Origin of the sequence: Synechococcus sp. RS9916, assembly GCF_000153825.1 — a bacterium.
Classification (GTDB): domain Bacteria; phylum Cyanobacteriota; class Cyanobacteriia; order PCC-6307; family Cyanobiaceae; genus Synechococcus_C.
Map to the genome: position 1 here is coordinate 979,430 of NZ_DS022299.1, position 25,492 is coordinate 1,004,921.

The 25,492-nt window shown below is 63.2% G+C and carries 29 protein-coding genes and 1 pseudogene; 16 read left to right on the forward strand and 14 right to left on the reverse strand.

Annotated features, from left to right (window positions below; all coding sequences use genetic code 11):
- Window positions 1-50: 50 nt before the first annotated feature.
- Entirely contained in the window at window positions 51-959 is a 909-nt protein-coding gene (gene folD / locus RS9916_RS05295; protein WP_007098243.1) for a bifunctional methylenetetrahydrofolate dehydrogenase/methenyltetrahydrofolate cyclohydrolase FolD, read from the reverse strand.
- 70 nt (window positions 960-1,029) lie between these two features.
- Here folD and RS9916_RS05300 point away from each other — a divergent pair, with 70 nt between their 5' ends.
- Window positions 1,030-3,138, forward strand: coding sequence for an HDIG domain-containing metalloprotein (locus RS9916_RS05300; protein WP_007098244.1), 2,109 nt, complete (start codon window positions 1,030-1,032; stop codon window positions 3,136-3,138).
- Here RS9916_RS05300 and RS9916_RS05305 read toward each other — a convergent pair.
- The 5 genes from RS9916_RS05305 to RS9916_RS05325 form a co-directional block, all read right to left on the reverse strand.
- Window positions 3,135-3,767: an RluA family pseudouridine synthase gene (locus RS9916_RS05305; RefSeq protein ID WP_007098245.1), complete on the reverse strand. Its 633-nt coding sequence runs from the start codon at window positions 3,765-3,767 to the stop codon at window positions 3,135-3,137. The genes RS9916_RS05300 and RS9916_RS05305 overlap by 4 nt on opposite strands.
- Window positions 3,768-4,169 carry a hypothetical protein gene (locus tag RS9916_RS05310; RefSeq protein ID WP_007098246.1) on the reverse strand — a complete coding sequence of 134 codons (402 nt, stop codon included), beginning with the start codon at window positions 4,167-4,169 and terminating at the stop codon, window positions 3,768-3,770. It lies immediately after the preceding gene.
- Between the two features lie 52 nt (window positions 4,170-4,221).
- On the reverse strand, window positions 4,222-4,539 hold the full coding sequence (locus tag RS9916_RS05315) for a hypothetical protein (RefSeq protein WP_007098247.1): 318 nt from the start codon (window positions 4,537-4,539) through the stop codon (window positions 4,222-4,224).
- A gap of 11 nt (window positions 4,540-4,550) precedes the next feature.
- Window positions 4,551-5,069: a hypothetical protein gene (locus tag RS9916_RS05320; protein ID WP_198003400.1), complete on the reverse strand. Its 519-nt coding sequence runs from the start codon at window positions 5,067-5,069 to the stop codon at window positions 4,551-4,553.
- Window positions 5,070-5,173: 104 nt separating this feature from the next.
- The gene (locus RS9916_RS05325; protein WP_007098249.1) at window positions 5,174-5,488 is read right to left on the reverse strand and encodes an MTH1187 family thiamine-binding protein; all 315 of its coding nucleotides are present in this window, start codon (window positions 5,486-5,488) and stop codon (window positions 5,174-5,176) included.
- Between the two features lie 171 nt (window positions 5,489-5,659).
- Between RS9916_RS05325 and RS9916_RS05330 the strand changes: the two genes are divergently transcribed.
- Complete coding sequence (locus RS9916_RS05330) at window positions 5,660-6,100, forward strand: hypothetical protein (protein ID WP_007098250.1); 441 nt, start codon at window positions 5,660-5,662, stop codon at window positions 6,098-6,100.
- A gap of 91 nt (window positions 6,101-6,191) precedes the next feature.
- A complete protein-coding gene (locus tag RS9916_RS05335) occupies window positions 6,192-6,398 on the forward strand; it encodes a hypothetical protein (protein ID WP_038023331.1) in 207 nt (68 codons plus the stop codon).
- A 16-nt stretch (window positions 6,399-6,414) separates the two neighbouring features.
- On the opposite strand, the gene RS9916_RS14335 is transcribed toward RS9916_RS05335, so the two are convergent.
- On the reverse strand, window positions 6,415-6,573 hold the full coding sequence (locus tag RS9916_RS14335; RefSeq protein WP_156777471.1) for a hypothetical protein: 159 nt from the start codon (window positions 6,571-6,573) through the stop codon (window positions 6,415-6,417).
- Window positions 6,574-6,648: 75 nt separating this feature from the next.
- The gene (locus RS9916_RS05340; RefSeq protein ID WP_038023335.1) at window positions 6,649-6,894 is read right to left on the reverse strand and encodes a Nif11-like leader peptide family natural product precursor; all 246 of its coding nucleotides are present in this window, start codon (window positions 6,892-6,894) and stop codon (window positions 6,649-6,651) included.
- Window positions 6,895-7,011: 117 nt separating this feature from the next.
- Between RS9916_RS05340 and RS9916_RS05345 the strand changes: the two genes are divergently transcribed.
- Complete coding sequence (locus RS9916_RS05345) at window positions 7,012-7,332, forward strand: hypothetical protein (RefSeq protein WP_198003401.1); 321 nt, start codon at window positions 7,012-7,014, stop codon at window positions 7,330-7,332.
- Here RS9916_RS05345 and RS9916_RS05350 read toward each other — a convergent pair.
- Together RS9916_RS05350 and RS9916_RS05355 are read right to left on the reverse strand one after the other, a co-directional pair.
- Window positions 7,329-8,165, reverse strand: a complete 837-nt coding sequence (locus tag RS9916_RS05350) for a carbohydrate ABC transporter permease (RefSeq protein ID WP_007098256.1) — start codon at window positions 8,163-8,165, stop codon at window positions 7,329-7,331. The two genes, RS9916_RS05345 and RS9916_RS05350, sit on opposite strands and share 4 nt — an antisense overlap.
- A 4-nt stretch (window positions 8,166-8,169) precedes the next feature.
- Window positions 8,170-9,792 carry a 2-isopropylmalate synthase gene (locus RS9916_RS05355; protein ID WP_007098257.1) on the reverse strand — a complete coding sequence of 541 codons (1,623 nt, stop codon included), beginning with the start codon at window positions 9,790-9,792 and terminating at the stop codon, window positions 8,170-8,172.
- Window positions 9,793-9,920: 128 nt separating this feature from the next.
- Here RS9916_RS05355 and RS9916_RS05360 point away from each other — a divergent pair, with 128 nt between their 5' ends.
- Window positions 9,921-11,504 carry a glycoside hydrolase family 57 protein gene (locus tag RS9916_RS05360; protein ID WP_007098258.1) on the forward strand — a complete coding sequence of 528 codons (1,584 nt, stop codon included), beginning with the start codon at window positions 9,921-9,923 and terminating at the stop codon, window positions 11,502-11,504.
- A gap of 49 nt (window positions 11,505-11,553) precedes the next feature.
- Here RS9916_RS05360 and crtL read toward each other — a convergent pair whose 3' ends face one another.
- Both crtL and gyrA read right to left on the reverse strand, forming a co-directional pair.
- Window positions 11,554-12,798 (reverse strand): lycopene beta cyclase, encoded by a 1,245-nt coding sequence (gene crtL, locus RS9916_RS05365; protein ID WP_007098259.1) that lies wholly within the window; start codon window positions 12,796-12,798, stop codon window positions 11,554-11,556.
- Between the two features lie 14 nt (window positions 12,799-12,812).
- Window positions 12,813-15,449 carry a DNA gyrase subunit A gene (gyrA, locus tag RS9916_RS05370; protein ID WP_007098260.1) on the reverse strand — a complete coding sequence of 879 codons (2,637 nt, stop codon included), beginning with the start codon at window positions 15,447-15,449 and terminating at the stop codon, window positions 12,813-12,815.
- 112 nt (window positions 15,450-15,561) lie between these two features.
- On the opposite strand from gyrA, the gene RS9916_RS14095 reads away from it, so the two are divergent.
- The 5 genes and pseudogenes from RS9916_RS14095 to rsmD form a co-directional block, all read left to right on the forward strand.
- Window positions 15,562-16,455 carry a CAAD domain-containing protein gene (locus RS9916_RS14095; RefSeq protein WP_198003402.1) on the forward strand — a complete coding sequence of 298 codons (894 nt, stop codon included), beginning with the start codon at window positions 15,562-15,564 and terminating at the stop codon, window positions 16,453-16,455.
- Between the two features lie 90 nt (window positions 16,456-16,545).
- Window positions 16,546-17,709, forward strand: a complete 1,164-nt coding sequence (locus RS9916_RS05380; RefSeq protein ID WP_007098262.1) for a GuaB3 family IMP dehydrogenase-related protein — start codon at window positions 16,546-16,548, stop codon at window positions 17,707-17,709.
- Between the two features lie 223 nt (window positions 17,710-17,932).
- Window positions 17,933-18,256, forward strand: coding sequence for a thioredoxin (gene trxA, locus RS9916_RS05385; protein ID WP_007098263.1), 324 nt, complete (start codon window positions 17,933-17,935; stop codon window positions 18,254-18,256).
- A 14-nt stretch (window positions 18,257-18,270) separates the two neighbouring features.
- A complete protein-coding gene (gene hisH, locus RS9916_RS05390) occupies window positions 18,271-18,906 on the forward strand; it encodes an imidazole glycerol phosphate synthase subunit HisH (protein WP_071961553.1) in 636 nt (211 codons plus the stop codon).
- Window positions 18,903-19,454, forward strand: a pseudogene (gene rsmD / locus RS9916_RS05395) (16S rRNA (guanine(966)-N(2))-methyltransferase RsmD); the annotation flags it as partial. The gene hisH and the pseudogene rsmD, both read left to right, overlap by 4 nt.
- 10 nt (window positions 19,455-19,464) lie before the next feature.
- Here rsmD and petG read toward each other — a convergent pair.
- A complete protein-coding gene (gene petG / locus RS9916_RS15105; protein ID WP_006041770.1) occupies window positions 19,465-19,578 on the reverse strand; it encodes a cytochrome b6-f complex subunit V in 114 nt (37 codons plus the stop codon).
- Window positions 19,579-19,634: 56 nt separating this feature from the next.
- Between petG and RS9916_RS05400 the strand changes: the two genes are divergently transcribed.
- Genes RS9916_RS05400 through ruvC form a run of 6 tightly spaced genes read left to right on the forward strand, consistent with a single transcriptional unit; the run spans window position 19,635 to window position 25,048 of the window.
- Window positions 19,635-20,033 carry a c-type cytochrome gene (locus RS9916_RS05400; RefSeq protein ID WP_038024220.1) on the forward strand — a complete coding sequence of 133 codons (399 nt, stop codon included), beginning with the start codon at window positions 19,635-19,637 and terminating at the stop codon, window positions 20,031-20,033.
- The gene (locus tag RS9916_RS05405; protein WP_038023342.1) at window positions 20,030-20,788 is read left to right on the forward strand and encodes an RNA methyltransferase; all 759 of its coding nucleotides are present in this window, start codon (window positions 20,030-20,032) and stop codon (window positions 20,786-20,788) included. Before RS9916_RS05400 ends, RS9916_RS05405 begins: the two co-directional genes overlap by 4 nt.
- 27 nt (window positions 20,789-20,815) lie before the next feature.
- Entirely contained in the window at window positions 20,816-21,949 is a 1,134-nt protein-coding gene (locus RS9916_RS05410; RefSeq protein ID WP_007098269.1) for a serine hydrolase, read from the forward strand.
- A 54-nt stretch (window positions 21,950-22,003) separates the two neighbouring features.
- Entirely contained in the window at window positions 22,004-23,464 is a 1,461-nt protein-coding gene (locus RS9916_RS05415) for a DUF3370 domain-containing protein (protein WP_007098270.1), read from the forward strand.
- Window positions 23,461-24,549 (forward strand): magnesium chelatase ATPase subunit I, encoded by a 1,089-nt coding sequence (gene bchI, locus RS9916_RS05420; protein ID WP_007098271.1) that lies wholly within the window; start codon window positions 23,461-23,463, stop codon window positions 24,547-24,549. The genes RS9916_RS05415 and bchI overlap by 4 nt, the downstream gene beginning before the upstream one ends.
- 16 nt (window positions 24,550-24,565) lie before the next feature.
- Window positions 24,566-25,048 (forward strand): crossover junction endodeoxyribonuclease RuvC, encoded by a 483-nt coding sequence (gene ruvC / locus RS9916_RS05425; RefSeq protein WP_007098272.1) that lies wholly within the window; start codon window positions 24,566-24,568, stop codon window positions 25,046-25,048.
- Window positions 25,049-25,078: 30 nt separating this feature from the next.
- On the opposite strand, the gene RS9916_RS05430 is transcribed toward ruvC, so the two are convergent.
- Window positions 25,079-25,396 carry a hypothetical protein gene (locus RS9916_RS05430; protein WP_038023345.1) on the reverse strand — a complete coding sequence of 106 codons (318 nt, stop codon included), beginning with the start codon at window positions 25,394-25,396 and terminating at the stop codon, window positions 25,079-25,081.
- Between the last annotated feature and the right edge of the window lie 96 nt (window positions 25,397-25,492).

Genomic DNA, 25,492 nt, shown 5'->3' on the forward strand with positions numbered 1-25,492 from the left:
AGCAGAGCTGGATACAGCTGGACATAGACCCTGCACCACCGCCACGACACTCAAACCACCAGATCCGCAAGACCGTGATCGATGCCATGGCGGCGGGACCAGGCCACCACTGTGTTCACCAGCAGCATGGTCACGGTCATCGGACCCACCCCACCAGGCACGGGTGACAAGGCTAAGGCGATTTCACTGAGCTCCTCAGAGCGCACATCACCGCAGAGTTTGGCTTTGGTGCCCTCCGGAGCGTCGGCAGGAGGCGGCAGCCGATGGATACCCACATCCACCACCACCGCGCCAGGCGAGACGTGCTCGGCCCCGATCATGCGTGGTTTGCCCGCCGCCACCACCAACACATCCGCCTGTCGCGTAACGGCCGCCAGGTCGGTAGTGCGGGAATGGGCAACCGTCACCGTGGCATTGGCGGCCTGAAGCATCAACGCCATCGGCTGACCCACCAAGATGCTGCGACCCACCACCACAGCACGTTTGCCTTCCAACGAAAGCTGATGACGAGCAAGTAAGGCCATCACCCCCGCTGGTGTGCAACTGCGAGGGCCGGGCTCACCTTTGAGCAGGCGACCCAAGTTGAGGGTATGGAGACCGTCGGCATCCTTGTCCGGATCAATCGCTGCCAGCAACGGACCCTCGTCGAGACCAGCCGGCAGGGGAAGCTGCAGCAGGATCCCATCCACACGGGAATCGGCATTGAGCGCCGCGATTGCATCGAGCACCTCCTGCTGGGTGCTGTCTTGGGGCAGATGGGATCCATAGCTGGCCACGCCGATGCGGGCGCAGGCCTTCTCTTTATTGGCCACGTACACACCACTGGCGGGGTCATCACCGACCCGCAGCACCGCAAGGCCGGGCGGACGGCCTGCCTGCGCCGTTCCGGCCGCAATCTCCTTGCTCAAACGCTCTTCCAGCTCTGCGGCGAGCTGTTTGCCATCCAGCCTCAAAGCCATTGCGTGCGACATCGCTCTCTCCAGCATGCCCGTCCGGTAGAGCTAGCGTTTGTGTTCAACGTCCGCCGCTGTGATTCGCTTCCAACGCCTACGCCGGCTTTGGCACAGCTGGCTTCGCAACGAATCGCCCCGACGGCCTGTGCTGCGCTGGCCGCCGGTGCTCAAAGCCGGCCTGCTGGTGGTCTGCCTGCTGGTGGCCCTGGTTTCGAGTTGGCCATGGCTAGCGGAGCCCAATCTCAGACCCGGCGTTCCAGCCCCCTTTGATGCGGTCGCCCCGAAGGACGCTCTGGTGGTGGACAGCGAAGCCCTCGAGCAGCGGCGCAGCAGCCTGGTGCCACGCACCTTTGTGCAGGTGATCGACCGCCAAGAAAGCCAGCGGCTGCGGGAGCGCCTCGAGCGGCAGCTATTGGAACTGCAACGGGTCGCCCGCAGCGATGCAGCGGATCGGGTGGGACCCGTGAATCTCAGCCCTGAAGAACAACAGTGGCTGGCCCAACAAACGCCCCAGGCCACCACGGAGTGGCAGGCCGCGATCCGTGATGCGGCCAACCGCATGCTGAGCCAGGGGCTGGTGAACACCCTGGCGCTCGCCCAGCTTCGCGATGCGGCCTCCCTGCAACTCGACAACCTTGGGGATCCAGGAGACCCGGCCCGCAGCCTGGGCAGCAAGTTGCTGGCCAGCACGTTTCAAGGAACGAGCAACCTGCGCACCGATCCCGTGCTCAGTCAGCGCAAGATCGAGACGCTGATCACCAAACAGGGCATTCCCACCATTGAGGTGACCAAGGGCAGCCTGATCACCCGCAAAGGGGAACCGATCAGCCCCCAGGAATACGACGTGCTCGATTACTTCGGGCTTGTGAGCCGCAGCCCTCGGCTGGGCATCTGGGCCGCGCGTTTCACCGAAGCCTTAGCCGGTTGCGGGGTGCTGCTGCTGTTGATGCGCAGGGAACGGCCCTCCCTTGAGGCGTCCCATGGCTTACTCGCCCTGGGACTGTTGCTGCTGGTGCAGGGCAGCAAGATCTGGTTTGGCGCTGCCGTCAGCCCCCTGGCCGTGCTGGTGCCGCCAACACTGCTCTTGGCCCAGGGCTTGGGCACCAGCTGTGGCCTGGCTTGGCTCGCCATTGCCAGCCTGCTGTGGCCTCTACCGGTGAACGGTCTTGGCGAAGGACGGCTGATGATCGCTGCGGCCATTGCGGTGGTGGCCGCCCTCCAGGCGGGCCGAGTGCGCAGTCGCGCCCAGTTGCTTCAGCTCACCGTGCTGCTGCCGCTCGGCGCCTTGCTGGCGGAGTGGTTGCTGCTGCGCAGCCAGATCAATGCCGGCAACAGCGCCTGGACACGCCTGGCCCCGGATGCGGGCGAGCTCGCCTCAGAAGCCCTGGTGATGGGGATTCTGCTGATGGTGGCGATCCTGTTGTTGCCGATCTTGGAGGGGTCGTTTGGCCTGCTGACCCGAGCCCGGTTGATGGAACTCGCCGATCAGGAACGTCCCCTGCTGCGGCGGCTGTCGTCCGAGGCGCCCGGCACCTTTGAACACACCCTGATGATCTGCAGCCTGGCGGAAGAGGGAGCCCGGGCGATCGGCGCAGATATCGATCTGATTCGCACCGGCTCGCTCTACCACGATGTGGGCAAACTCCATGCACCGGAATGGTTCATCGAGAATCAGGTGGGGGATATCGAGAATCCGCATGACCGTCTGAATGACCCGTTCGCCAGTGCCGGCGTGCTCCAAGCCCACGTGGATGAGGGGCTGAAACTGGCCCGCCGCTATCGCCTGCCGCGTCCCCTGGCCGACTTCATCCCTGAGCACCAGGGCACCTTGAAGATGGGGTACTTCCTGCACAAGGCACGAGAAGCGGATCCCTCGATCGCCGAGAAGCGATTCCGCTACAAGGGTCCCCGCCCCCGCTGCAGGGAAACCGCAATCCTGATGTTGGCGGATGGCTGCGAAGCCGCCCTGCGCTCGCTGCCACCCGACACCAGCGATGCCCAGGCCAAACAGACAGTGCGGCGCATTGTGGAGGCCCGCCAGCGAGACGGGCAGCTGCGCTTGAGCAGCCTGAGCCGAACCGAAGTGGAGCTGGTGATCCGCGCCTTCGTGCGGGTGTGGAGGCGGATGCGCCACCGCCGCATTCCTTACCCCATTCAGGCTTACAAGAAAGGATTCCCGGCCTAGAAGGGCATGGCACTGCGGCAGCGCAAACGCTCCCCGGTGAACGGATGACGGAGGCTTAAGGCTGTGGCATGGAGATGCATGCGCCCTGTGGCCGACCGGCCTTGATCGGCGGCATAAATGGGATCCCCGAGGATTGGACAACCAAGCGACGCCAGATGGGCCCGGAGCTGGTGAGAGCGGCCCGTGAGCGGTTGCAACCAAATCCGCCGTGACGATGCATCCCGCCCGGACAGACGCCAGCGGGTGCGGCAGGCACGGCCATCCGGATCGGCGCCGTAGCGAGGAGGGTGGCGCTGCAGGCGGGCCAGGGGTACGTCGATGCAACCACCAAGGCCAGGGGGAGGCGCGCAGACATCGGCGCCATAGAGCTTGTGCACCCGGCGGGCAGCAAACAGGGCGCTCAAAGCCCGCAGGGACTCAGGCGTACGGGCCAGCAGCAACACACCTGAGGTGTCTCGGTCGAGGCGATGCACCAGGGCAAGACCCGGCTCCTGCCGCTGCAGACGGGTAATCAGAGAATCCCTCAGTTCAGGTCCCAGGCCGGGCTGACTGAGGAGCCCTGCGGGCTTGTCCACCACCAGCAGCCAAGGATCTTGATGCAACAGGGGCGGTGCATCGGAAGCCCGCATTTAGAGAGGACCACCGCGGCGCAACTGGGGGCGACACCAGAACAGCAAGGCCAACAGGTTGAGAAGGGCCAACAGCATCGACAGCCAGCCCATGGCAATGGCATCAGCACCCACCGCATGCAACGCAAAGCGGACGATCCCGTAGGGCAATGACGATGCCAGGGCCATCGAGAGGGCCACGATCGCCACAATGCCACCCCAACGACGCTCCGCCAGCAAGCCCGCCGCCGCCACGATCCCGACCACAGCAGCAGGCCAGGCCAGGGCAAAGGCCAGGCTGATGTTGGCCACCCGCAGGCTGGGCGTGAGGAAGGCAAACCACCCGATCACGGGAAGAGCCACCACATTGCCGATCAATCCCAGCCAGGTCATCACCCAGTAGCCGCGCACGCTGGAATTCATCGACAGCCGTCATGCATGAACCTGCTCACCGTAAGGGCGCAGCGCAGCTGCATTAGGTCTGCTCGGCGTTGTCGTCGTCTTTCTCCTCAAGCAGGGTTTCCAACGTGGCCAGCAACAGGGTCAGCGCTTCCTCGTTGTTGAGAGGTGAAGCCTGCACGATGTCGAGCCAGCGGCGGCAATCGGCTTCGATCTGCTCAAACACCCCCCCGGCCTGCTGCAGCACCTCGATCACCTGAGCCGCTTCCTGCTCATCCAACTCAGCCCCCTCATCCACCACATAGCGGCGGCCATCCACGCCCATATACGTGAGGCGACCATCGGCATCGAAGACAGGGCCTGTGAGTGGCGTGATCGGCTGCTGTTCCTCCATGCCTCCGCCTCCTAGGACGACTCAGCGCCGCTCAGGCGCTTGCCACAGAACCGCTGGAACAAGGCCTCCACCTGAGCCGGAGGAAGTGTCTGCACCAGCCGGGCTTCCACTTCATCGCGCTGCTGACTGCTGTGATACAGCCTCAGCTCCTTGAACAGGCGCGGAGCCCGCTGCCGCACCCGGGCGATGGCGCGATCCATCTCACTGTCAATCAACAGCGGACCACCCCGGCAGTGCTGCATCACATGGGCTGCCTCGTGGGCCAGAACCCCCCAAACCTCAGCGGGATCATTGGGCAGGTTGTTGGCACAGATCAGAACGGCGTTGCGTTCGGAGTGGAATGCCCCGAGCAACGAACTGGGGCAATCACGGGCCACCAGCGTTGTCGTACCGGCGCGGCGCAGCACAGCCGCAAACGTGCCGATGCGATCCCAGGTTTCTGCCTTCAGGCCCGAGCCCGTCCCGGTCGCGGCGTCCGTCGCTGCAATCAAACCTGCGATGAGGGCAGAGACCAGAACGCGAACCCGCACAGGATCCAAATCGCAGACCTAGTCCAATTGGACTCAGGCCAGGTCTTGTGGGTTCGTTTTGCACAGAAGTTCTCCGGTTTTCGCCGGTCGTTCTCTCGCCGGTCTCAGCCAGCAGCACCATCCGAGCCTGCGGCCCGAACGCTGGCCACCTTGTCGCGGAAGCTCTGCTGACGATCGGTGCGGGTGTTCACCTTGAGGGTCGTGTAGACCCGCGGCGCCCCCAGCGCATGCACCGCTGCATGGCAGGCCTGCACGCAAGCGAAGACCGCGTCCCACTCACCCTCAATGGCCGTGCCATTGGGTCCAAGCTCATGGTCCAACCCAGCCGCCTCAATCTGCTGCTGGCAGGCCGCCACGTAGGGAGCCAAAGACACCCCCACGCCAAGGGGCACCACGCAGAGATCAACACTCACCCACATCGCCGTTCATGCCACACAGCCACGGTCTAGCGGGTTAGCAGACCACTGAACGGCGATCGAGGGGTTCGCCAAAGCCTCGGCCAGAAGCCCACAATGCGGGATGCTCTATTGCGTTGCATCGCGGCGTTACTGGCGCCAAAACGATGCTCAACACACACAACGCCCAGAACAATGGCCCACGCCAGGCTCCAGCAGGCCTTTGAACACTTGATGCAACGGGCCCCCTCCGCCCTATTCAAGAAAGCCCGCGCCCTCTATCTCTGCAAATACCCCCTCGATGGCCGCGATTGCAGCTCACCCCTGCGTCTATTCATCACAGAAGAGGCAGTCAAGGAAGACATCGTGACCGGCGGCAGCGAGGGTGAACGGCTGGCCACCGTGTCGATCAGACCCGTGGAGATGGCCCTGGTGCATTGGCAACAAGCGCAACCTGCCACCGAGGAGCAGATCAAGACGTACTTCCAAGAGCAATGGGATCTGGAGGTGCCAACCCTGACCCCTTTGCAGCAGAGCTGGTTTCGCGAGGGCGGACACCAGAGCCGCTTCGCAGCTCCTGATGGACTGATCTGGCTGCGCAGTTCACCCATGCCGGAAGGAAGTCACCAAGCGTGATTGCAGCCTGAAGGAAAACAAACGATCTGAAAGAGCGTTGCAAGTGCTGTCGCTATCGAAAGAGTGAACCTGCTTTCCGACGGTGATGCGGATGACGACAAATTCCCGCGAACGGTTTGTACTCCGTTGCCCGCGCGCCGGCACTTACCTGTGCATCACTGGGCAGGACGAACGCATTGATTCAGTCAATTCCGCCGATCATGCCTGGGCTTTTCACAGCCATGAAGGGGCTTTGACCCACGCCCTGTGGATCGGTCAGATCATGGGGGAAATCCCGGATGTAGTGATGTTGCGCTGAGCGCAAAGGGCTGCAATCAGCGCAGCCCCAGCAACTCATCCCAAGCCAGAAAATGATCCGCTTCGATCAGATCCTGGCTGTCATCACAGCGCAGCGGCAGATGCAAAGCATGGTCTGAGGAAGGAGTTGATCCCTCAAGACTGATGTGTTCCAGAGCGCAATCAACAGAAGCCAAGTTGATGCCTTTCAATCACCACTTCATGGTGACGCGAGCCTGGCGATTGAGGCGGTGTCGGTGAACACCAGACGCTCAGCCGTGAATGAAATGGCGCAGGCGACGAGACTCCTGGGCTGCTTGTTGCTGCAACTGACTGGCTGGCGTCGTGGATTGCTCCCGTTGCTGCGCAGCGAACACATCAGCCTCCGTGATTTGAAGGCCTCGCTCAGCTGCCAGGACGATTAACTCCTCCAGCTCCAGGGGCCCAGCCATCCGCTTAGCCAAATCGGGATCTTCGCCACGCATCGCCAGCAGCTGATCGAGATCGGCAAGAGCCATCCACAACTCACATTGCGCAACCATTGTGCCGTTGCCCTGCTACACCTGACGCAATCAGGGCAACCGGCAGCGATGGAGTGGAAACGAGCAGCCTGGACACTGGTCCCCGTGGCAGGCATGAGCATGTTGAGCGTGCTGTTCTTGGTGCTTTGGCAAGCCCTCGGCCACCAAACCAGCAGCATCAATGAACTGCAGCAACGCCTGAGCGAACTGGAACAACTGCTGCAGGAGAGACCCTCAGCCAACGATGCACTGCTGGATCAGCAACTCCAACAGCTGCAGAAGAATCAGCGGGAACTGGAAGACCGGATCAGCAGAACCGCCCTACAACAAACCGAGCTCCTCGAGCTTGAGCAACAAGTGCGGCGTCTGTCAGAGCTCCAGCAGAGCCAAACGCGGGATCGCTTGTTGCCCGATCCATTCAGCGCAACGCCTTAACCCTTCACCGCATCGCTGCTGGCGCTGGGCAGGATGAAACGCTGCAACAGCACGAACAGCACAAGCACAGGAAGAATGGAGACCACGGCCCCAGCGGCCACAACGCGCCAATCCAACGAAAAGCTGCTGGCCAGCTGCTGCAATCCCAGGGGCAAGGTGTAGAGACCAGGGTCATCGAGGATCACCAGAGGCCAGAGGAAATCGCTCCAGGTGCCGATGAACACAAACATCGCCAGGGTGATCAAATCCGCCCGGGCCGCTGGAATCATCACGTTCCACCATTCACCAAGCTTGCTGCAGCCATCGATGCGCGCCGCCTCCTCCAGCTCCACGGGGACCGCCAGAAAGCTCTGCCGAAGCAAATAGAGGCCAAACGCCGTTGCAGCCTGGGGAATCACCAAGGCCATCAGGGTGTTGCGCAACCCCAGCTGCACCATGAGCAGATAGAGAGGAATCATCACCACCTGAAAGGGGATCAGGATCGTGGCCACCACCAAGGCCAGCACCAGACCACGGCCTGCAAATCGCATGCGGGCCAGGGGATAGGCCGCCAGGGAGCAAAACAACAAATTGGCGACCACGGCCAACACACTCACGATGGTGCTGTTGAGCAGGTAGGTCCCCAGAGGGTTTTGGCGGAACAAACGGCCATAGGCCTCAAGACTGGGCTGGGCCGGCAATAACGCTGGAGGTGACGTGAAGATGTCTTCGGCAGGCCCCTTCAACGACGTGCTCACCAACCAGAGCAGGGGAACCAGCACCACCAGGGCCAACAGGATCAGCACCAGCAGCTGAAGCACAGCGCCAGCGCGGGAGCGCGCAGAAGCAGGCATCGACTCAGAGGCTCGGGCGGGCGGACACCTCAGCGGTGTCTCGCTGCGGGTGGATGGGCTGATGGTGCTGCCCGGCAACGAGCCGGTTGAGGGCATTCACAAACGCCTGAGCTGCCGCCACCACCACATCGGTGTCGGCCGAATGACCGGAGAAAAGTTGGCCATCGCGGCGAAGGCGAATGGTCACCTCACCCATGGCATCAATGCCTTCGGTGACGGACTTCACCGAAAACTCCACCAACTCATTGGGAACGCCTGCCAGGGCATTCAGGGCCCTACACACCGCATCCACCGGACCGGTGCCGATGGAAGCAGCGGTCTGCTCCTGCCCCTCTTCATCGGCCAGGGTGACCGTGGCCGTGGGCTGAAGGCTGCTGCCGCAGCTCACCTGCACGAGCTTCAGCTGATAACGGGCTTCAGGTTGCTGCACCTGCTCGCTCACGATCGCTTCTAGATCACGATCGGTGATTTCACGCTTGCGATCAGCCAGATCTTTGAAACGGGCAAACGCTTCATCGAGATCATCGCGGCTGAGGTCGTAGCCGAGCTCTTCCAAGCGAGCGCGCACAGCACTGCGGCCACTGAGCTTGCCCAGGGAAATGCGGTTGTCGCTGAGGCCAACGGTCTGGGCATCAACGATTTCGTAGGTGAGCCGGTTCTTCAGCACCCCGTCTTGATGGATACCCGACTCGTGGGCAAAGGCGTTGGCCCCCACGATCGCCTTGTTGGGCTGCACCACCATGCCGGTGAGATTCGACACCAGGCGGGAAGTTTTGGTGATTTCCTCCGTGCGCACCGCCGTGAGCGGCGTAGGTGAATCCTCTGCTCGACCGAAGAAGGGGTTGTAGTAGCGGCGACGCACGTGCAACGCCATCACCAGTTCTTCCAGCGCAGCGTTACCGGCCCGTTCACCGATGCCGTTGATGGTGCACTCCAACTGGCGTGCTCCGTTTTTCACCGCCTCGAGGAAATTGGCGACTGCCAGGCCGAGATCGTTGTGGCCGTGCACCGACAACACCGCTTCATCGATGTTGGGCACGTGGGTGTTGATGCCACCAATCAGGGCACCAAATTCCGACGGGGTGGTGTACCCGACCGTGTCGGGAATGTTGATGGTGCTGGCGCCGGCAGCGATGGCGGCCTCGATCACCTCGTAAAGAAACTCGGGATCGCTGCGGCCTGCGTCTTCGCAGGAGAACTCCACGTCATCCACCAGAGAGCGGGCATAGGCCACCATCTCCGGCACGATCGCCAGCACCTCCTTGCGGCTCTTGCGCAATTTGTGTTCGAGGTGGATGTCGCTGGTGGCGATGAAGGTGTGAATGCGACGGCGAGGCGCCGGCGCTACAGCATCAGCACAGGCCTTGATATCAGCGCGGGAGGCGCGCGCCAGGCCGCAGATGATCGGACCGTTTTCGCCGCCCACCTGCTGGGCAATGCGCTGCACGGCCGAGAAATCCCCGGGGCTGGCAAAGGGGAACCCCGCCTCGATCACGTCGACGCCCAGGCGCGCCAGCTGCTGGGCAATGGCCAGCTTCTCTTCAAGATTGAGGCTGGCGCCAGGAGATTGCTCACCATCCCGCAGGGTGGTGTCGAAGATCAAAACGCGGCCGGGGTCCTTGGCCATGGCAACCTCGCGTGGGGGCGCTAGTCGGAATGACTATGAGTTAGCCCAGTCTAAGCGAGCGGGCGTGTCGAAACCTGCTGAAGCCAGGGCAATTACCGGTACATTCAGGCGACTGTTGGGGAGGGAGCGTGGAAAGCGGAGCACTGGCTCTTGTTCTCCACGCCCACCTTCCCTATGTGCGGGCGACGGCGCCCAATTCCCTGGAAGAAGACTGGTTCTTTCAGGCCCTGATCGAGTGCTACCTACCGCTGCTGGAGACCCTGGAGGCAGCCGCAGCTGATCCACAGCAGCAACCTCAGCTGACCATGGGCACCTCGCCCACGCTGCTCTCGCTGCTGGCTGACCCCACCCTGCAGCGGCGATTCCCTCAGTGGATCAAGGCACGGCTGGGATTGCTTCACGAAGCACCTGCCGATCGACGGGAAGCAGCAGTTCACCTTCAGGCCACGATCGAACGCCATCTCGCCAGCTGGCATGCCTGCAATGGCGATCTGATCAGCCGCTTTGCAGCCCTGCAGCGCCAAGGCGTGGTGGATCTGCTCACCTGCGGCGCCACTCACGGCTACCTCCCTCTGCTGCGTGAGCACCCTGAAGCGGTGCGCGCCCAGCTGCGCACGGCGGTGCGCGAACACCAGCGTCTGCTGGGTGAACGCCCCCTGGGCATCTGGCTGCCGGAGTGCGCCTACTACGAAGGCCTCGACGTTTGGATGCGTGATGCCGGCCTCCGCTACGCCGTTCTCGACGGCCATGGCCTGCTGCACGCCAAACCGCGGCCCCGCTATGGGGTCTACGCCCCGATTTGCAGCCGCAATGGGGTGGCTTTCTTCGGGCGTGACAGCGACGCCACCCTGCCGGTGTGGTCTGCCAAAGATGGCTACCCCGGCGATCCCGCTTACCGCGAGTTCCACCGCGACCTGGGCTGGGATCTTCCCCCGGAGCGCATCGCCGCCCATGGCCTTCCCGGCCAGCGCCCCCTTGGGCTGAAGCTGCATCGCGTCAGCAACCAAAGCGCTCCGCTGGATGCCAAGCAGCCCTACCAACCGGTGCAGGCGCAAGCCCGCACCCGCGAACACGCGCAGCACTTTCTCCAAGGCCGCCGCGACCAACTCGCCAACCTTCAGGCAGGGATGGGCACCGCACCGCTACTTGTGGCGCCCTTTGACGCCGAGCTCTTTGGCCACTGGTGGTTTGAAGGGCCCCAGTTCCTGGCCGAATTGTTCCGCCAAGGACCTGAGCAGGGCGTGCGCTTCAGCAGCCTGCGGGCTGCGTTGGGCGGAACACCCAACCTGCAGGTGTGTGACCCCTGCCCATCGAGCTGGGGCCGCGGTGGCTTCCACGACTACTGGCTGAACGAGACCAACGCCTGGATCGTGCCCGAGTGGAGCAAAGCCGGCCAAACGATGGTGGACCGCTGCAGCCGGGGTGTGGGAAGCGAGGCTGATTTACGCCTGTTGAACCAGGCTGGCCGCGAATTACTACTGGCCCAATCCAGCGACTGGAGCTTCATCCTGCGCTCAGGAACCACCACCGAACTGGCCAAAGAACGGGTGGAACGCCACCTGGGGCGCTTCTGGCGCTTGATGGCCGCCATCGACCACCGCGAAGAACTGCCCGAAGGCTGGCTGGTGGACGTGGAAACGGAAGATGCCCTGTTCCCACTGATCCAGCCCGCAGACTGGGCACGGCTCCACAACACCACCGCAATCCCTTAGATGAGGGAGTTCAACGCCAAGCCGTCTCCCTCAACTGAGGGAGAAATCCTCAAAACCGCGGAGCTTGATCCTGCGCCGCCCCTAATACAAGCCCTCGCCGCAACTCCCATGGGGATAGGGCGAACAAGCGCAGCATCACCCCCATCAAGCGTGGCAATGGCAAGGTGTTGGTGAGGAAGCCAAACCACTCCTCCCTCGGCAACGAGAAAAAGGTGGCGAAATGGGTGCGCAACAACGCTTCGTTGAAGCCCATCAATCGGCCCAAGCCGAACTGATAGAGCTGATGGCGCAACACCAACTCCATCGGCCAGAGCGCTTGCCATCCCCGTTGCGCCAACGCTGCTGAGCCAAGGCTTTGATTGGCGATGGCTTCGGCCAAGGCCTGAGCCAAGGCTGGTCCGCGCCGCAGCAGCGCACCCACCATGTAGCCCGAGGCAGGATGCACCATGCTTGCCGCACCCCCAAAGGCCAGCACCGGTTGGTTGCGATCCGGCAGCGGCAGGTTCATCGGGAAGAGGCAGAACTCTTCATGGATCACCTCAGTGATCTCAACGCCGCGCAGATCCAAACGCTGCTGCAACCGTTGCTTGAGCACGTCGTAGGGAACACCCGGTGCCAAGGCGAGCGAGGTTTCTTCCACGAAGAACACCCCATCGCCCAGATCCATCGCATACAGAAACGTTGGCGGTTCGCTGCGCTGCTCCTCTCTGAGGTGATCACAGCGATAGTCCATCAACACAAACCGTCCCGGATCAATCGGCGGTTGGGAGAAACGCGCCACCACCCCGTAGGCCGCCTGGCCCGCCACCGGCCCCTGATCCGGCCTGCGAATGTGGGGCGTGCGCGAACCAGAAGCATCAATCACCAGGCGCGCCTGCAAGCTGGTGCCCGATGCACAGCTGACGCTGGTGGTTGCACCCTTCACCTCCACTCGCTGGGCTGTGCCTTGATGCCACACCACACCGTCGGCGCGATCCAACCAGTAGCGCTGCAGCGCTGCCCGATCAAACAAGCCGTAGTCGATCCCGTGGGCATGGCTCTGATCCTGAGCCGTTGATCCGCCTTCGCCGAAATAACTGACGGTGTCGCTCCAGCGGTGCTCCAGCAGGTGCTCGAGACCCACCGCCTTCAGTTCATCCGCCCAGATGCCGTAGGTGTTCGGCCAGGGACCATCAACCGCATCCGGGGCAATGCAGCCCACAGCAACGCCCCGTTGATTCAGTTCTGAGGCAATGCAGAGGGCAGCAGGTCCGCCCCCCAGCACCAACACATCGAGGTGATCAGCACCAGCCAAGTTGTCCGGCAAGATCAGCTGTCCTGCTCTGCGCTGGTTTCGGGCACTTCAGCGGCTTCCGTATCAGGCGCAGTGGCGTCAGCGTCATCCTCATCGGATTCCGCTTGCGGCGGCACCAGCACCACCTTGAGCAGGCTGTCGCCCTTGTCGAGCTTCTGCAGACGCACACCTGTAGCAGCACGCGATTGCTGAGGAATGGCATCGGCACTGGTGCGCACGATCACCCCCTTCTCGCTCACCAACAGCAGCTCTTCGCCGGCGCCAAGCACCCGCAAGGCCACCAGCTCATCGCCCTGATTGCGGAACTTCATGCCGCGCAAACCCATGCCGGCCCGTTTCTGCAGGCGGAACTGGGTCACAGGAACTCGTTTGCCCAGGCCGCTCGCGGACGCCACAAGCACCCACGGGCCTTCGCTAGCTGCAGATCCCTCGTCGTCGTCTGCCGCGTCGTCGCTGCTCTGGGCCACCTTGTCGGCCAGCTCGACCGGCAGCACATCCATGCTCACCAGGGCATCTCCGTCGCGGAGATTCATGGAGCGCACGCCACGGGCGGTGCGTCCAAGAGGGCGAAGCTCCTCATCGCTCAGGCGGAAGTGGATGGTCATGCCGGCCCTGGTGCCGATCAGCACGCTGTCGCCCGGCACCGCCTGACGCACCCAAGTGAGAGCATCGCCCTCCTCAAGGTTGATGGCAATCAAACCGTTGGAACGGATGTTGCTGAAGGCCGACAGGCGGGTGCGCTTGATGAACCCACCACTGGTGAGCATCAACAAATCACTGTCATCGCTGAATTCCGACACCGCCAGCAGCGTGGTGATCGCTTCTTCCCGGGGAATTGGCAGCAGCTGAACCACCGGGGTGCCCTTGGCGGTGCGGCTGCACTGGGGCACGCGATAGGCCGGCAGCGCATACGACACACCCCGATCGCTGAACAGCAACAACGTGTCGTGGTCGTTGCAGCTGATGAACAGCTTCACCGCCTCTTCACCCTGACTGCGGGTGCCCGCCTTTCCACGGGTGCCGCGGCTGGTGGCCTCAAACTCGCTCACCGGCATGCGCTTGAGGTAGCCGGTTTCGGTCAGCAACACCACCGAACGCTCATTGGCGATCAGGTCGATGTCTTCCAGACCGGCGGCGATGTTGAGGATTTCAGTGCGGCGCTCGATCGGGTAGCGATCGCGCAGCTGGGTCAGCTCCTCCTGGATGATCCCGAACACCCGCTCGCGGCGGCCGAGAATGTCTTTGTAATCGGCAATCTTGGCGACCAGGTCCTCGTGTTCGAGACGGATCTTGTCGGCTTCCAGTGCCGTGAGCCGGCGCAGCTGCATCTGCAGGATGGCGTCTGCCTGGATGTCAGTAAGCCCATGGCGCTCCTGCAGCTGCTGGCGAGCAGTGGCCGTGTCAGAGGCAGCGCGGATCAGGGCAATGATCGGATCGAGCTGGTCGAGGGCCAACAGCAGGCCCAGCAGGATGTGATCCCGCTCTTCCGCTTTGCGCAGCAGATAACGGGTGCGGCGCTCGATCGTCTCGACCCGGAAGTCGATGAACACCTGCAGCATCCGGCGCAGGGTGAGCAGGATCGGCTCACCATTCACCAGCGCCAGCATGTGGGCGCTGAAGTTGCTCTGCAGCGGCGTGAGCTTGAACAGGTTGTTGAGCACCACCTGCGGGTAGGCATCACGTCGCAACTCGACAACGATGCGCATGCCGTCGCGATCGCTTTCGTCACGGATGTCTGAGATGCCTTCGAGCTTCTTGTCGTTCACCATCTCGGCAATGCGCTCAATCAGCGCCGCCTTGTTGGTTTGGTAAGGAAGCTCGGTGATGATCACGGCATCACGATCGGGCCGGCCTGGAGCTTCGATCGTTTCGATCGCCGCCACGCCGCGCATGGTCACAGAACCGCGTCCGGTGAGGTAGGTCTCGCGAATGCCGGCGCGCCCAAGAATCTGACCACCAGTCGGAAAGTCGGGGCCAGGAATGATGCGGAGGAGCTCTTCTTCCTCGAGCTCGGGGTTCTCAATCAGCGCCAGCAGACCATTGATCAGCTCCCCCAGGTTGTGGGGAGGGATGTTGGTGGCCATCCCCACCGCAATGCCCGCCGAACCATTGAGCAGCAGCTGGGGAATGCGAGCCGGCAGCACCGTGGGCTCCTGCTGTGAGCCGTCGAAGTTGTCGGCAAAATCAACGGTTTCCGCCTCGATGTCTTCGAGGAGGCTGTCGGTGGTGAGTGCCCGCAGCCGCGATTCGGTGTATCGCATGGCGGCCGGAGGGTCATTGTCCACCGAACCGAAGTTGCCGTGCCCGTCGATCAGGGGCATCGACATCGAGAAGTCCTGGGCCATGCGCACCAGGGCGTCGTAAACCGCCGTATCTCCGTGGGGGTGGTACTTGCCCAGCACCTCACCCACCACACGGGCGCACTTTCTGTAAGGCCGATCGCTGGTCAGACCCAGCTCATACATCGCGTAGAGGATGCGGCGATGCACGGGCTTCAAGCCGTCGCGGGCGTCAGGCAAAGCACGCCCGACGATCACGCTCATCGCGTACTCCAGATAGGAGCGCGACATCTCGTTACGCAGATCCGTCTGGATGATCCGGTCGTCGGACTCGCCGGGACCGCCGTTGCCGGGCCCCACTGGATCCGCCATACAAGACCTAAAAGCCTTTGCGAGTTTATCGCGGCAGTGCCCGGCTCACCAGGTATTGCAATCAACACCAATAACGAAGGCAAACGGAATAAATCCGGCGATCGCCCTTAAGGTGCGCGCGATCGTGCTTGCCCCGGCGATGAGCTCCGACATCAATATTTCTGGCCTATCCATTAGTGGCCCTAGCTCCACCCCGATCAGAACTTCGGCGGAGATGGTCAGCAGCAGTTCTCCGGAGTCATCCAGCGAGGCCAGCAACATCAGCGATCAAGCCGATGCCTCCACTCCTGCTGTGGAGAGCGCAACTGTTGAAGCCGCAGTGGCAAGCAGTGCCGTCGCCGACGAGCCAGCAGCGACCGCCACACCTGCAGTGAACGAGACGTCTGCCGTTCAAGACGAGCCCGCAGCGCCCACAGAGGCCGAGCTGCCATCCCTGACCGAGCAGCCCTCTGCACCTGAGCAGCCATCTGCGAGTGAACAGCGATCTGCGAGTGAACAGCCATCTGCCATCGAACCGCCCACTGCCACCGCCCAACCCGTCACCACTCCGCAGCCCGCTGCTGTGGCACAACCAGAGGCCCCGAAACAGGCCGTTGCAGCGCCAGAGCCTCCCACTCCCCCAAACGATCCGGTTATCGCCGAGCGGATCACCATCCCAGCCAATCCCAGCAGTGACGACAGCGCCCCTGAAGGTGGCGAATGGGCCCTGCTCACCACCAAGGTGAAGACCTGGTGGGAGAGCAATGACATCGGCGAGCAGGTCTCCCAACTGCGCCAGCCCCTCCGTATCGCGGCCTATCTGATCGGTGCCCTCCTGGTGCTGCGGGTGTACGCCGGCCTTCTCGCGGCAATCGACAACATTCCTCTGGCCTCAGGTCTGCTGGAACTGGTGGGCGTCTGCTGGGTGCTGCGCTTCTCCGCCACACGCCTGGTGCGCAGCCAAGACCGCTCCGAAGTCCTCCAGGGTCTCCGCCAGCGCTGGACCTCTTTCGCCGGCAAGAAATAAGACCAAATCCACAACCGAATCGTTCAGGTCAGGGGAAACCGAGGGGCTTAGGCCGCTTGGTAGCTTGACCTGATCTTTCAATAGCTTGCGGTGAACATTCAGCTTGGTCGCTCCAAAGTTGTCCGCCGGGCTTATGGCATCGACGAAATTGCCCTGGTGCCAGGCGGTCGCACCGTTGACCCCGAAGTCACCGACACCCGTTGGACCCTGGGTGGAATCGAGCGAGAGATTCCAATCATCGCTAGCGCCATGGATGGCGTGGTGGATGTGGGAATGGCGGTCAAGCTCTCCCAGCTGGGGGCGCTGGGGGTGATCAACCTCGAGGGTGTTCAGACCCGCTATGAGGACCCCAATGCAGTTCTCGATCGGATTGCGTCGGTGGGCAAGGACGAGTTCGTCCCCCTGATGCAGGAGATCTACAGCCAGCCGGTGCAGGAAAGCCTGATCCGCAAGCGCATCCAAGACATCAAAGCCCAGGGCGGCATTGCAGCGGTGAGCGGCACCCCTGTGGCCGCGATGCGCTTCGGCAAAGCGATTGCGGAAGCTGGGGCTGATCTGTTCTTCGTGCAAGCGACGGTCGTCTCGACCAATCACATCGGACCTGAGGGCCAAGAGACCCTCGACCTGGCCGCGCTCTGCCGCGACATGGGCGTGCCTGTGGTGATCGGCAACTGCGTCACCTATGACGTCGCCCTCGAACTGATGCGGGCCGGCGCGGCTGGCGTGATGGTGGGCATTGGCCCCGGTGCCGCCTGCACCTCCCGCGGCGTCCTGGGTGTCGGAATCCCCCAGGCAACCGCCGTGGCCGACTGCGCCGCAGCACGCGATGACTACGCCAAGGAAAGCGGTCGTTATGTGCCGATCGTGGCCGACGGCGGCATCGTCACGGGCGGCGACATCTGCAAATGCATTGCCTGTGGCGCTGATGCCGTGATGATCGGGTCTCCGATCGCCCGGGCCGAAGAAGCTCCCGGCCGTGGGTTCCACTGGGGCATGGCCACCCCCAGCCCTGTGTTGCCCCGGGGCACCCGCATCAACGTGGGCAGCACCGGCAGCCTCGAGCGCATCCTGCGCGGCCCCGCCAAACTCGATGACGGCACCCACAATCTGCTGGGCTGTCTCAAGACCTCGATGGGCACCCTTGGTGCACGCACCATCAAAGAAATGCAGCAGGTGGAAGTGGTCGTCGCCCCCTCCCTGCTGACCGAGGGCAAGGTCTACCAAAAGGCCCAGCAACTGGGCATGGGCAAGTAGGCCTGAGCCCTCAGCTCGGCAGCTGAGACGCCCAAGACAAGCGGTAAGGTTCTGGCGTGCGGGCCTCTGCTCGCACACTCCTCACACCCCCCGGCCCGGCGCGATCGGGCTTTTTGTCTTTGGGGAGATCCGGGCAGATCACAGTTCCCGTCAAAACGGAGCTCGAGCCCGGGTTTTCCTGACAACCGTTGCTAAATTCGCCCTTAATACCTCGTATAAGAGAATGTCCAGCGCTGCTGCCGTGACCGACGCCTCCTTCGAACAGGACGTGCTCCAGAGCGACGTGCCTGTGCTGGTGGACTTCTGGGCACCCTGGTGTGGCCCTTGCCGCATGGTGGCGCCGATCGTGGATGAGATCTCCAAGGAATTCGAGGGCAAAATCAAGGTGTTCAAGCTGAACACCGACGAGAATCCCAACGTCGCCAGCCAATACGGCATCCGCAGCATCCCTACCTTGATGGTGTTCAAAGGCGGCCAGAAGGTTGACACCGTCGTTGGCGCCGTTCCCAAGGCCACCCTCTCTGGCACGATCTCCAAGTACCTCTGATTGCAGTCGTCAACTTGACGATCGGTCTTATTGATTACGGCATGGGCAATCTGCACTCAGTGCAGATTGCCTTTCGTCGTTTTGGGGTGGAACTTCACCCTGTTCACAACCCGGGCGACCTGGACGCCTGCACGGCCCTGATCCTGCCGGGAGTGGGGTCCTTCGATCCGGCAATGGAACGATTGGCTGCCACTGGCCTGGTACCTGACCTGCAGCGCTGGCATGCCGAATCCAAGCCGCTCTTAGGCATCTGCCTTGGGCTACAGCTGCTGTTTGAAGCCAGCGATGAAGGCAGCACTCCCGGCCTGGGCCTGCTGGGTGGGCACGTGAAGCGGCTGCCCACAGGCGAAGGGGAACGCATTCCCCACATGGGCTGGGCCCAACTGAAGCCCAACCATCCCTCCCCGCTGCTGAGCGCCAATGACACGGAGGAGTGGATGTATTTCGTGCACTCCTATGCAGCCCACCCCAGCGACTCCACCGTGCTGGCAGCCACAGCTCCCTTTGGGAAAGGAGAAGCCACGGCCATGGTGTGGCAGCGACGCCTGGGCGCCTGTCAGTTCCATCCGGAGAAGTCAGGAGATGCCGGTCAGCGACTGATCAAGCGCTGGCTCGCCTGGCTGGATCAAGGGGCTCCACTGGCACCGTGAGCAGCGCAGGCCAGGGGCAGCTGCGGCTCACCGGTGGCCGCAAACTGCGCAGCCCCCGCGGCAACGGCACCCGTCCCACCACCGCCCGGGTCCGCGAAGCCGTGATGAACATCCTCGCGCCCCAGCTGCATGGAGCCCATTGGCTCGACCTTTGCAGCGGCAGCGGCGTGATGGGCTGTGAGGCCCTTCAACGGGGGGCCAAGCGGGTGGTGGCGCTCGAGCAAGACCGCCCGACGGCAGCCATCTGCCGCAACAACCTGGAAGCCACTGCCGCGGGCCAGAGGGCCATGCCCACGGTGATGGTGGTGCAGCGAGACCTGATCAGCTGGCTTCAGCGAGGAAAGCCCAACGATGACCCTGGCTTTGATCTGGTCTATTTCGATCCGCCCTATGCCTCAGGGCTTTACAGCCGCGGCCTGGACGCCTTGATCGATGGTGAATGGCTGCAGCCCAATGCACTTGTGCTGTGTGAGCACGCCAAACACCAAAAACCCGCCACCCCAGACGGATGGCGGGAAGAGGATTGCCGTTCCTACGGCAGCAGTGCGGTGCTGTTTCTCAGCCCCCCAGAGCGCTGCCCCGGCGGTACTGGTTCCATGCGGCGACAAACAGACCCAGAAGGGTGACAGGGATCAGACCCAGGACGATGCCGCAGAGCAGGGGTTCGATCATGTTGTCGCGCCCAATGGAAAACTTGATCACAATTGTTCCATGGCTTGGACGCAATCGTGACCTCCCCGTCATCAACTGCTGCAGCCCCCAGCCCTAAGCGGCGGGGACTGATCGCGGGTTTGGTCACCGTGGCGGCGATCACCTGCATCGTCTTGGTGGCCTGGGTGATGACCAGCACCAATCGGGATCCCTACGTGGTGGCCACCCGGTCGCTGGATGGTGATGCCCAGCACGGTGGATTGCTGTTTCGCATCAATTGCGCCGGTTGCCATGGCATTGCCGGTCAGGGCCTGGTGGGGCCGAGTCTCCAAGGCGTCAGCACACGCCTGAGCGACCCGCAGATCATCCAGCAAGTGGTGAGCGGCCAGACCCCTCCCATGCCGCGATTCGAGATTGAACCCCAGGGAATGGCTGACCTACTGGCCCATCTCCACAGCTTCAGCGACGCCGAATGACAGGACCCGCACCTCTGTGTGTGGTGCTAGTGGAGCCAGCAGGCCCTCTGAATGTGGGCAGCGTTGCCCGACTCTGCGCCAATTTCGCCGTCCATGATCTGCGACTGGTGACACCCCGCTGTGACCCCAGCGATCCGGATGCACTGCGGATGGCGGTCCATGGCCGCTCTGTGCTGACCTCAGCGCGGATCTACCCCACCCTGCTGGCAGCTGTCAGTGACTGCAGCAGGGTGGTGGCCACCGCCGGTCGCCTCGACCACGGCACCATCCCCCTGGGTCCACCGGAGGCGGTCCTGCCCTGGGCGATCAGCGGCAGTGGTCAACAGCCCATCGCTCTGGTGTTCGGCCGTGAAGACCACGGTCTCACCAATGCCGAACTGCTGCTCAGCCAACGGGTGATCACGCTGCACAGCAGCGACACCTACCCGTCGCTCAACCTGTCCCACGCTGTGGCCGTGGTGCTGCACGACATCGCGCGTCTGCAGACAGGCCCGAGTCCCCATGCCGAACCCGTGCTCGTCAGCCCAGAGACACCGGAGACCGAACCCGCAGGGCCCAAAGCGCTGGAAGCCTGCCTCGATGATGCTGAAGAGCTGCTGCTGGAAGTGGGCTTCCTGATGAAGCACACCGCTCGGGCGCGGATGGCCAAGGTGCGCGGTCTGTTGCAACGCGGCCTGATCCGTGCGGATGAGGTGGCCTTGCTGCGGGGAATGGTGCGGCAAATGCGTTGGGCGGTTCGGCATCACCGCCTCTAATCTCTGGCAGCACTTGTTCGGTCCCGGGTGAGCAGCAGTCGTTCCAAGCGCAACCAACCCGGCTGGGCCAAACCGATGCGCCTGTTGCTGCGGCTGATGCTGATGGGCATCGGCTTGGGTGTGGTGACCGGATCGGCCCTGAGACTGCTGGCGCCTCAGGTGCAGAAAGGCCAGTTGAGCCTCCCCTCTTGGGTGGTGATGCCCAACAGTGGGCCAGCACCCAAACCCCTGGGAACCTCAAGCAGCCGCCGCAACGACCGGTCTGCCAATCAGCCTTGGGGCAACAACCTCGGACGCTTTGAAACCAAGCGCGAGGTCACCACCTTGAGCCAACGCTGGCGCGACCTCGCCGCCCAGCAAGCGGATCTCAAAGTGAGCGCCTTCATGCTGGTGCTGGATGACGGCCGATATGCCGAGCTGGGGGCCGATACCGCCTTGCCAGCCGCCAGTTCGATCAAGACGCCGATCCTGCTGGCGGCCTTGGAACGACTGGATGCTGGCGATCTGCATTGGAACGAACCCCTCACCATGACCAAACCCCTGGTGGGCGGTGGTGCGGGCTGGATGGCCAACAAACCGGTGGGCACCCGCTTTCCCACGTATGAGGTGGCCACCGAAATGATTCGGATTAGCGACAACACCGCCACCAACCTGATGATCGAGCGGGCGGGCGGCAAACAGGCCGTGAACATCCGCTTCAACACCCTGGGATTGAGTGCCACCAAGATCAACAACTGGCTGCCTGATCTGAAAGGCACGAACACCACCAGCGCCCGCGATCTAGCAAGGGCCATCGCCTTGGTAGACACCGGCGAAGTGCTGAGCACCCGCAGCCGTGATTTGTTCCGCGAAGTGATGAGCACCTCGCGCACCAATCGACTCCTCCCCGGCGGTTTGCTCAAGGGCCTCGGCGGCGAGCAAGGGGAGCCCGACAGCAGCCTGATGCTGAAGGGGTACAGGGTCTACAACAAAACAGGCGACATCGGCATCGCCTACGCCGACGCAGGTCTGATCGAACTTCCTGATGGCAGCAGAGCTGTAGCGGCCTTCCTGGTGAAAGGCCCCTTCAATGACCCCCGCTCCACGGAGCTGATCCGCGACATGGCCGCGGCCATGGCACCGGTGTTGAAAGCCAAGCCAGCGCCACCGCGCGGCCAGTAATTCACGCGCCATCACTGGTACGCCCTGCTCACTGCCCGCTCTGCTGCTCACCCCATGACCCGCATGACCAAGGCTCCACTGCTGCAACCCTGTCGCGCCGCCCTCGGCCTCACCGTTGCGATGCTCCAGCTCGCCGGCATCCCACTGGGGGCCACCTTGGTGCTGGGCCCGGGGGCTCGCGCTGCTGAGCCGGCGGCCGCCAAGGCCGCCCCCGAGTCAATCGCCCGTCAGCAGCAGATTCAGCCTCTGCCTGGCCATCTCGATCACGTGTTGGTGGTCAATGACAACAACCCCGAGCTGATCACTGGCGACGGCATCCTGCTCTCCACGTTTCCCAACGCCCCAGGGCTCAATCAAGCGCTCAGTGGTCGCTTTGACCTCTTCAGTCACCACGTCTACGCAGGCACCCCTGAGGAGCTCGACTCCACCCTGTGGATCGCCGTCGTCGCTCAGCCCGTGGGCCCGGGTCCAGTCACCCTGGATCTGATGGGCGGCAGCACGTCCCTCTCCCAGGCCACCCAACCGGGTCAGACAGCAGCTCCGTTCCTGCCGCTGCCGTCGCGCATGGATGAAACCAGCGAACCGATCGCCTCAGGCCCCGGCAGTCGCGTGGCGGGTGACCTGCTGAGGGGAAGCCGCGCCCCGGAAGTTCCCAAGCAATGGACCCTCACGGCCGGTGCTCCCAGCACGCTGTTGGTGCTGCCGATTCCAGTGGCAGGGCTCGACCCCTTGCTCAACGGCCGCAACATTCAGCTGCGTCTGCGCAGTTCGGCACCGGTGTACCTGGCCACCCTGGCGGCCCGGGGCAACAAGAAGAACCCGCCATCCCTGAAGCGTTGGCAGGAGCTCCTGCACTCCGGTCGCCTGAGCCCCAAAGAGCATCAACCCACCCCCAGAGGAAGCCGCGGAAAAATCATTTACTCCCGCGTCAGTGGCATCCAAACCGGCAGCCGCTGGAGCGCCAGGATTACCGATCCCGGGCAGACCACCCTGGCACTGCCCGACCAAGCGGTGGGATGGCCGATCAGCAGCCTCGAACGCGGAGACCTGGGCACTGGACAGGTGCAAACCGCTGAACTGAAGACCTTCAGCCCTGGAACAGCATGGGCTGCCCATGGCAATTACGGCGTCGAATACGACATCAGCCTGCCGCTTCAAAACACCAGCGCGCACCCCCGCACAGTGGCCCTGGCCCTTGAATCTCCGATCAAGGACGGGAGCGGCCCGAACCACCTACGCTTTCAATCCCCGCCCCGCACATCAGTGATGTATCGCGGTCCGGTAGAGGTCCGCGGAATTGACGGCGCTGAAGGCCAGCCCAGGGGCCGCCACTTGGTGCATTTGGTGTTGCGCCAGGGTCAGGAAGGTCCCCGTCTGGGGCACGTGACGCTCCAGCCCGGTGAGCAGCGATTGGTGCGAGTCAGGCTGATTTATCCCGCCGATGCCACCCCGCCACAGGTGCTGACCCTCCTGCCTGTGAAACAATCCACACCATCAGTGAGTGTCAGCCCGTGAGTGCACCCCGGAAGCGCAGGGTTTTCCCCTTCACCGCCGTGATCGGTCAGGAGGAAATGAAGCTGGCCCTGCTGCTCAACGTGATTGATCCCCGCATCGGCGGGGTGATGATCATGGGTGACCGCGGCACCGGCAAATCCACCACCATTCGTGCCCTGGCCGACCTACTGCCTGGCATCGAAGTGGTCGCCGGCGATCCCTACAACAGCTCCCCCAACGACCCGGATCTGCAAAGCAGTGATGTGCGCGAGCGGCTCGAAAAGGGTGAAAGCCTGGGCACCGAGGAGCGCCAGGTCCCGATGGTGGACCTCCCCCTGGGTGCAACCGAAGACCGCCTCTGCGGCACCATCGATATCGAAAAAGCCCTCAGCGAGGGTGTGCGAGCCTTCGAACCCGGCCTGCTGGCCAAGGCCAACCGTGGTCTGCTCTACGTGGATGAGGTCAACCTGCTGGATGACCACCTGGTGGACGTGCTGCTCGACTCCGCAGCCTCCGGCTGGAACACCGTGGAGCGGGAAGGCGTCTCCGTGCGTCACCCAGCTCGCTTCGTCTTGATCGGCTCCGGCAACCCTGAAGAAGGCGAACTGCGCCCCCAGCTGCTCGACCGCTTCGGGATGAGCGTGGAAGTGCGCACCGTGCGCGATCCGGAACTGCGGGTGCAGGTGGTGGATCAGCGCACCGCGTTTGACTCCGATCCCGATGGCTTCAGCAGCAGCGTCGAGGCCGGCCAGCAAGCCCTCCAGCAGCGCGTGGTGGAAGCCCAGCAGCGCCTTGAGCAGGTGCGCATCGACGACGACCTGCGCCTGCGCATCTCCGCTGTCTGCGGCGAGCTTGATGTCGATGGTCTGCGGGGGGACATCGTCACCAACCGTGCCGCCCGGGCCCTGGCCGCATTTGAAGGTCGCACCGAAGTTACGGAAGACGACGTCGCGCGCGTTGCCTCCTGCTGCCTGCGTCATCGACTGCGCAAGGATCCTCTGGAGCAGGTGGACTCCGGCGACCGGGTGGTGAAGGTGTTCTGCAAGGTGTTTGAGCGCAGCGAAAGCAGCGACCGCGCCGACTTCGAACTGGCCCTGGCCGCCTGATCCAGAGCGCGACCTCATGCGCATCCTCGGCATCGATCCAGGCCTGGCCCGCGTGGGTTACGGGGTGATCGATGTCGACCCCTCAGCGGGTCGAGGCACGGAAGGTCAGACCATGCTCGACTGCGGCATCATCCGCACCGACCCTGGGCGCAGCGAGGGGCAACGAATGGTGGAAATTGCCGGCGACTTGCGCCAGCTGATTCGCCTCTGGAAACCCGACATGGCATCGGTGGAGAAGTTTTTCTTCTACCGCTCCAGCAACACGATCGCTGTGGTGCAGGCCCGCGGTGTGGTGATCATGACCCTGACCCGCTTTGGCCTGCCGATCGTCGAGTTTCCGCCGATGCAGATCAAACAGGCACTCACGGGCAACGGGCACGCTGACAAAGACGAGGTGCTGGAGTCGGTGATGCGGGAGTTGAACCTTGATTCACCCCCCAGGCCAGATGATGCGGCCGATGCGCTTGCTGTAGCCCTCACTGGATGGTTCCAGCGGTAGGCCACAGTCCTTGGGACACAGCACCGGGGATCAGTTCAGGTCGAGATACAGACCAGGACCCCGTTGACCGCCGAAGAGGCTGAACACGGGCCTAACAGGAGCAACCCGTTCGGTTTCGATCACGCGATACCTCGGCAGAGAGCGTTGGCGATAGGCCGGCGCGATCAGCTCGCGGCGCAGGGCACGGTTCCGGTTGCGAAGATTCCGGATCTGGCGTTCCTGATGCCTGAGTTGTTGGCGCAGATCAGATTTGCTCGCAGCCTGAACCGGCGCTGGTTGCAAGACCGTGGCGGACGTGGCGACGACCAGACCGGCGGCAGCGACTGCGGCGAAGGATTTGGTGAACATGGTTCGTGTGGGTTAAGGGAGTTCGGAGGCGAAACCTCTGATGACCACACCCTCACCAAGGGTTTGGTGGAACCCAGTGCACAACGCTGGTGAAGA

Excerpts from the sequence above, each read along its gene's own strand:
- folD (WP_007098243.1), bottom strand. The coding sequence starts at position 959 with ATGGCTTTGAGGCTGGATGGCAAACAGCTCGCCGCAGAGCTGGAAGAG.
- RS9916_RS05305 (WP_007098245.1), bottom strand. The coding sequence starts at position 3,767 with ATGCGGGCTTCCGATGCACCGCCCCTGTTGCATCAAGATCCTTGGCTG.
- RS9916_RS05310 (WP_007098246.1), bottom strand. The coding sequence starts at position 4,169 with ATGAATTCCAGCGTGCGCGGCTACTGGGTGATGACCTGGCTGGGATTG.
- RS9916_RS05315 (WP_007098247.1), bottom strand. The coding sequence starts at position 4,539 with ATGGAGGAACAGCAGCCGATCACGCCACTCACAGGCCCTGTCTTCGAT.
- RS9916_RS05325 (WP_007098249.1), bottom strand. The coding sequence starts at position 5,488 with ATGTGGGTGAGTGTTGATCTCTGCGTGGTGCCCCTTGGCGTGGGGGTG.
- RS9916_RS05330 (WP_007098250.1), top strand. The coding sequence starts at position 5,660 with ATGGCCCACGCCAGGCTCCAGCAGGCCTTTGAACACTTGATGCAACGG.
- RS9916_RS05335 (WP_038023331.1), top strand. The coding sequence starts at position 6,192 with ATGACGACAAATTCCCGCGAACGGTTTGTACTCCGTTGCCCGCGCGCC.
- RS9916_RS05340 (WP_038023335.1), bottom strand. The coding sequence starts at position 6,894 with ATGGCTCTTGCCGATCTCGATCAGCTGCTGGCGATGCGTGGCGAAGAT.
- RS9916_RS05345 (WP_198003401.1), top strand. The coding sequence starts at position 7,012 with ATGAGCATGTTGAGCGTGCTGTTCTTGGTGCTTTGGCAAGCCCTCGGC.
- RS9916_RS05350 (WP_007098256.1), bottom strand. The coding sequence starts at position 8,165 with ATGCCTGCTTCTGCGCGCTCCCGCGCTGGCGCTGTGCTTCAGCTGCTG.
- RS9916_RS05355 (WP_007098257.1), bottom strand. The coding sequence starts at position 9,792 with ATGGCCAAGGACCCCGGCCGCGTTTTGATCTTCGACACCACCCTGCGG.
- gyrA (WP_007098260.1), bottom strand. The coding sequence starts at position 15,449 with ATGGCGGATCCAGTGGGGCCCGGCAACGGCGGTCCCGGCGAGTCCGAC.
- trxA (WP_007098263.1), top strand. The coding sequence starts at position 17,933 with ATGTCCAGCGCTGCTGCCGTGACCGACGCCTCCTTCGAACAGGACGTG.
- petG (WP_006041770.1), bottom strand. The coding sequence starts at position 19,578 with ATGATCGAACCCCTGCTCTGCGGCATCGTCCTGGGTCTGATCCCTGTC.
- RS9916_RS05405 (WP_038023342.1), top strand. The coding sequence starts at position 20,030 with ATGACAGGACCCGCACCTCTGTGTGTGGTGCTAGTGGAGCCAGCAGGC.
- RS9916_RS05415 (WP_007098270.1), top strand. The coding sequence starts at position 22,004 with ATGACCCGCATGACCAAGGCTCCACTGCTGCAACCCTGTCGCGCCGCC.
- ruvC (WP_007098272.1), top strand. The coding sequence starts at position 24,566 with ATGCGCATCCTCGGCATCGATCCAGGCCTGGCCCGCGTGGGTTACGGG.
- RS9916_RS05430 (WP_038023345.1), bottom strand. The coding sequence starts at position 25,396 with ATGTTCACCAAATCCTTCGCCGCAGTCGCTGCCGCCGGTCTGGTCGTC.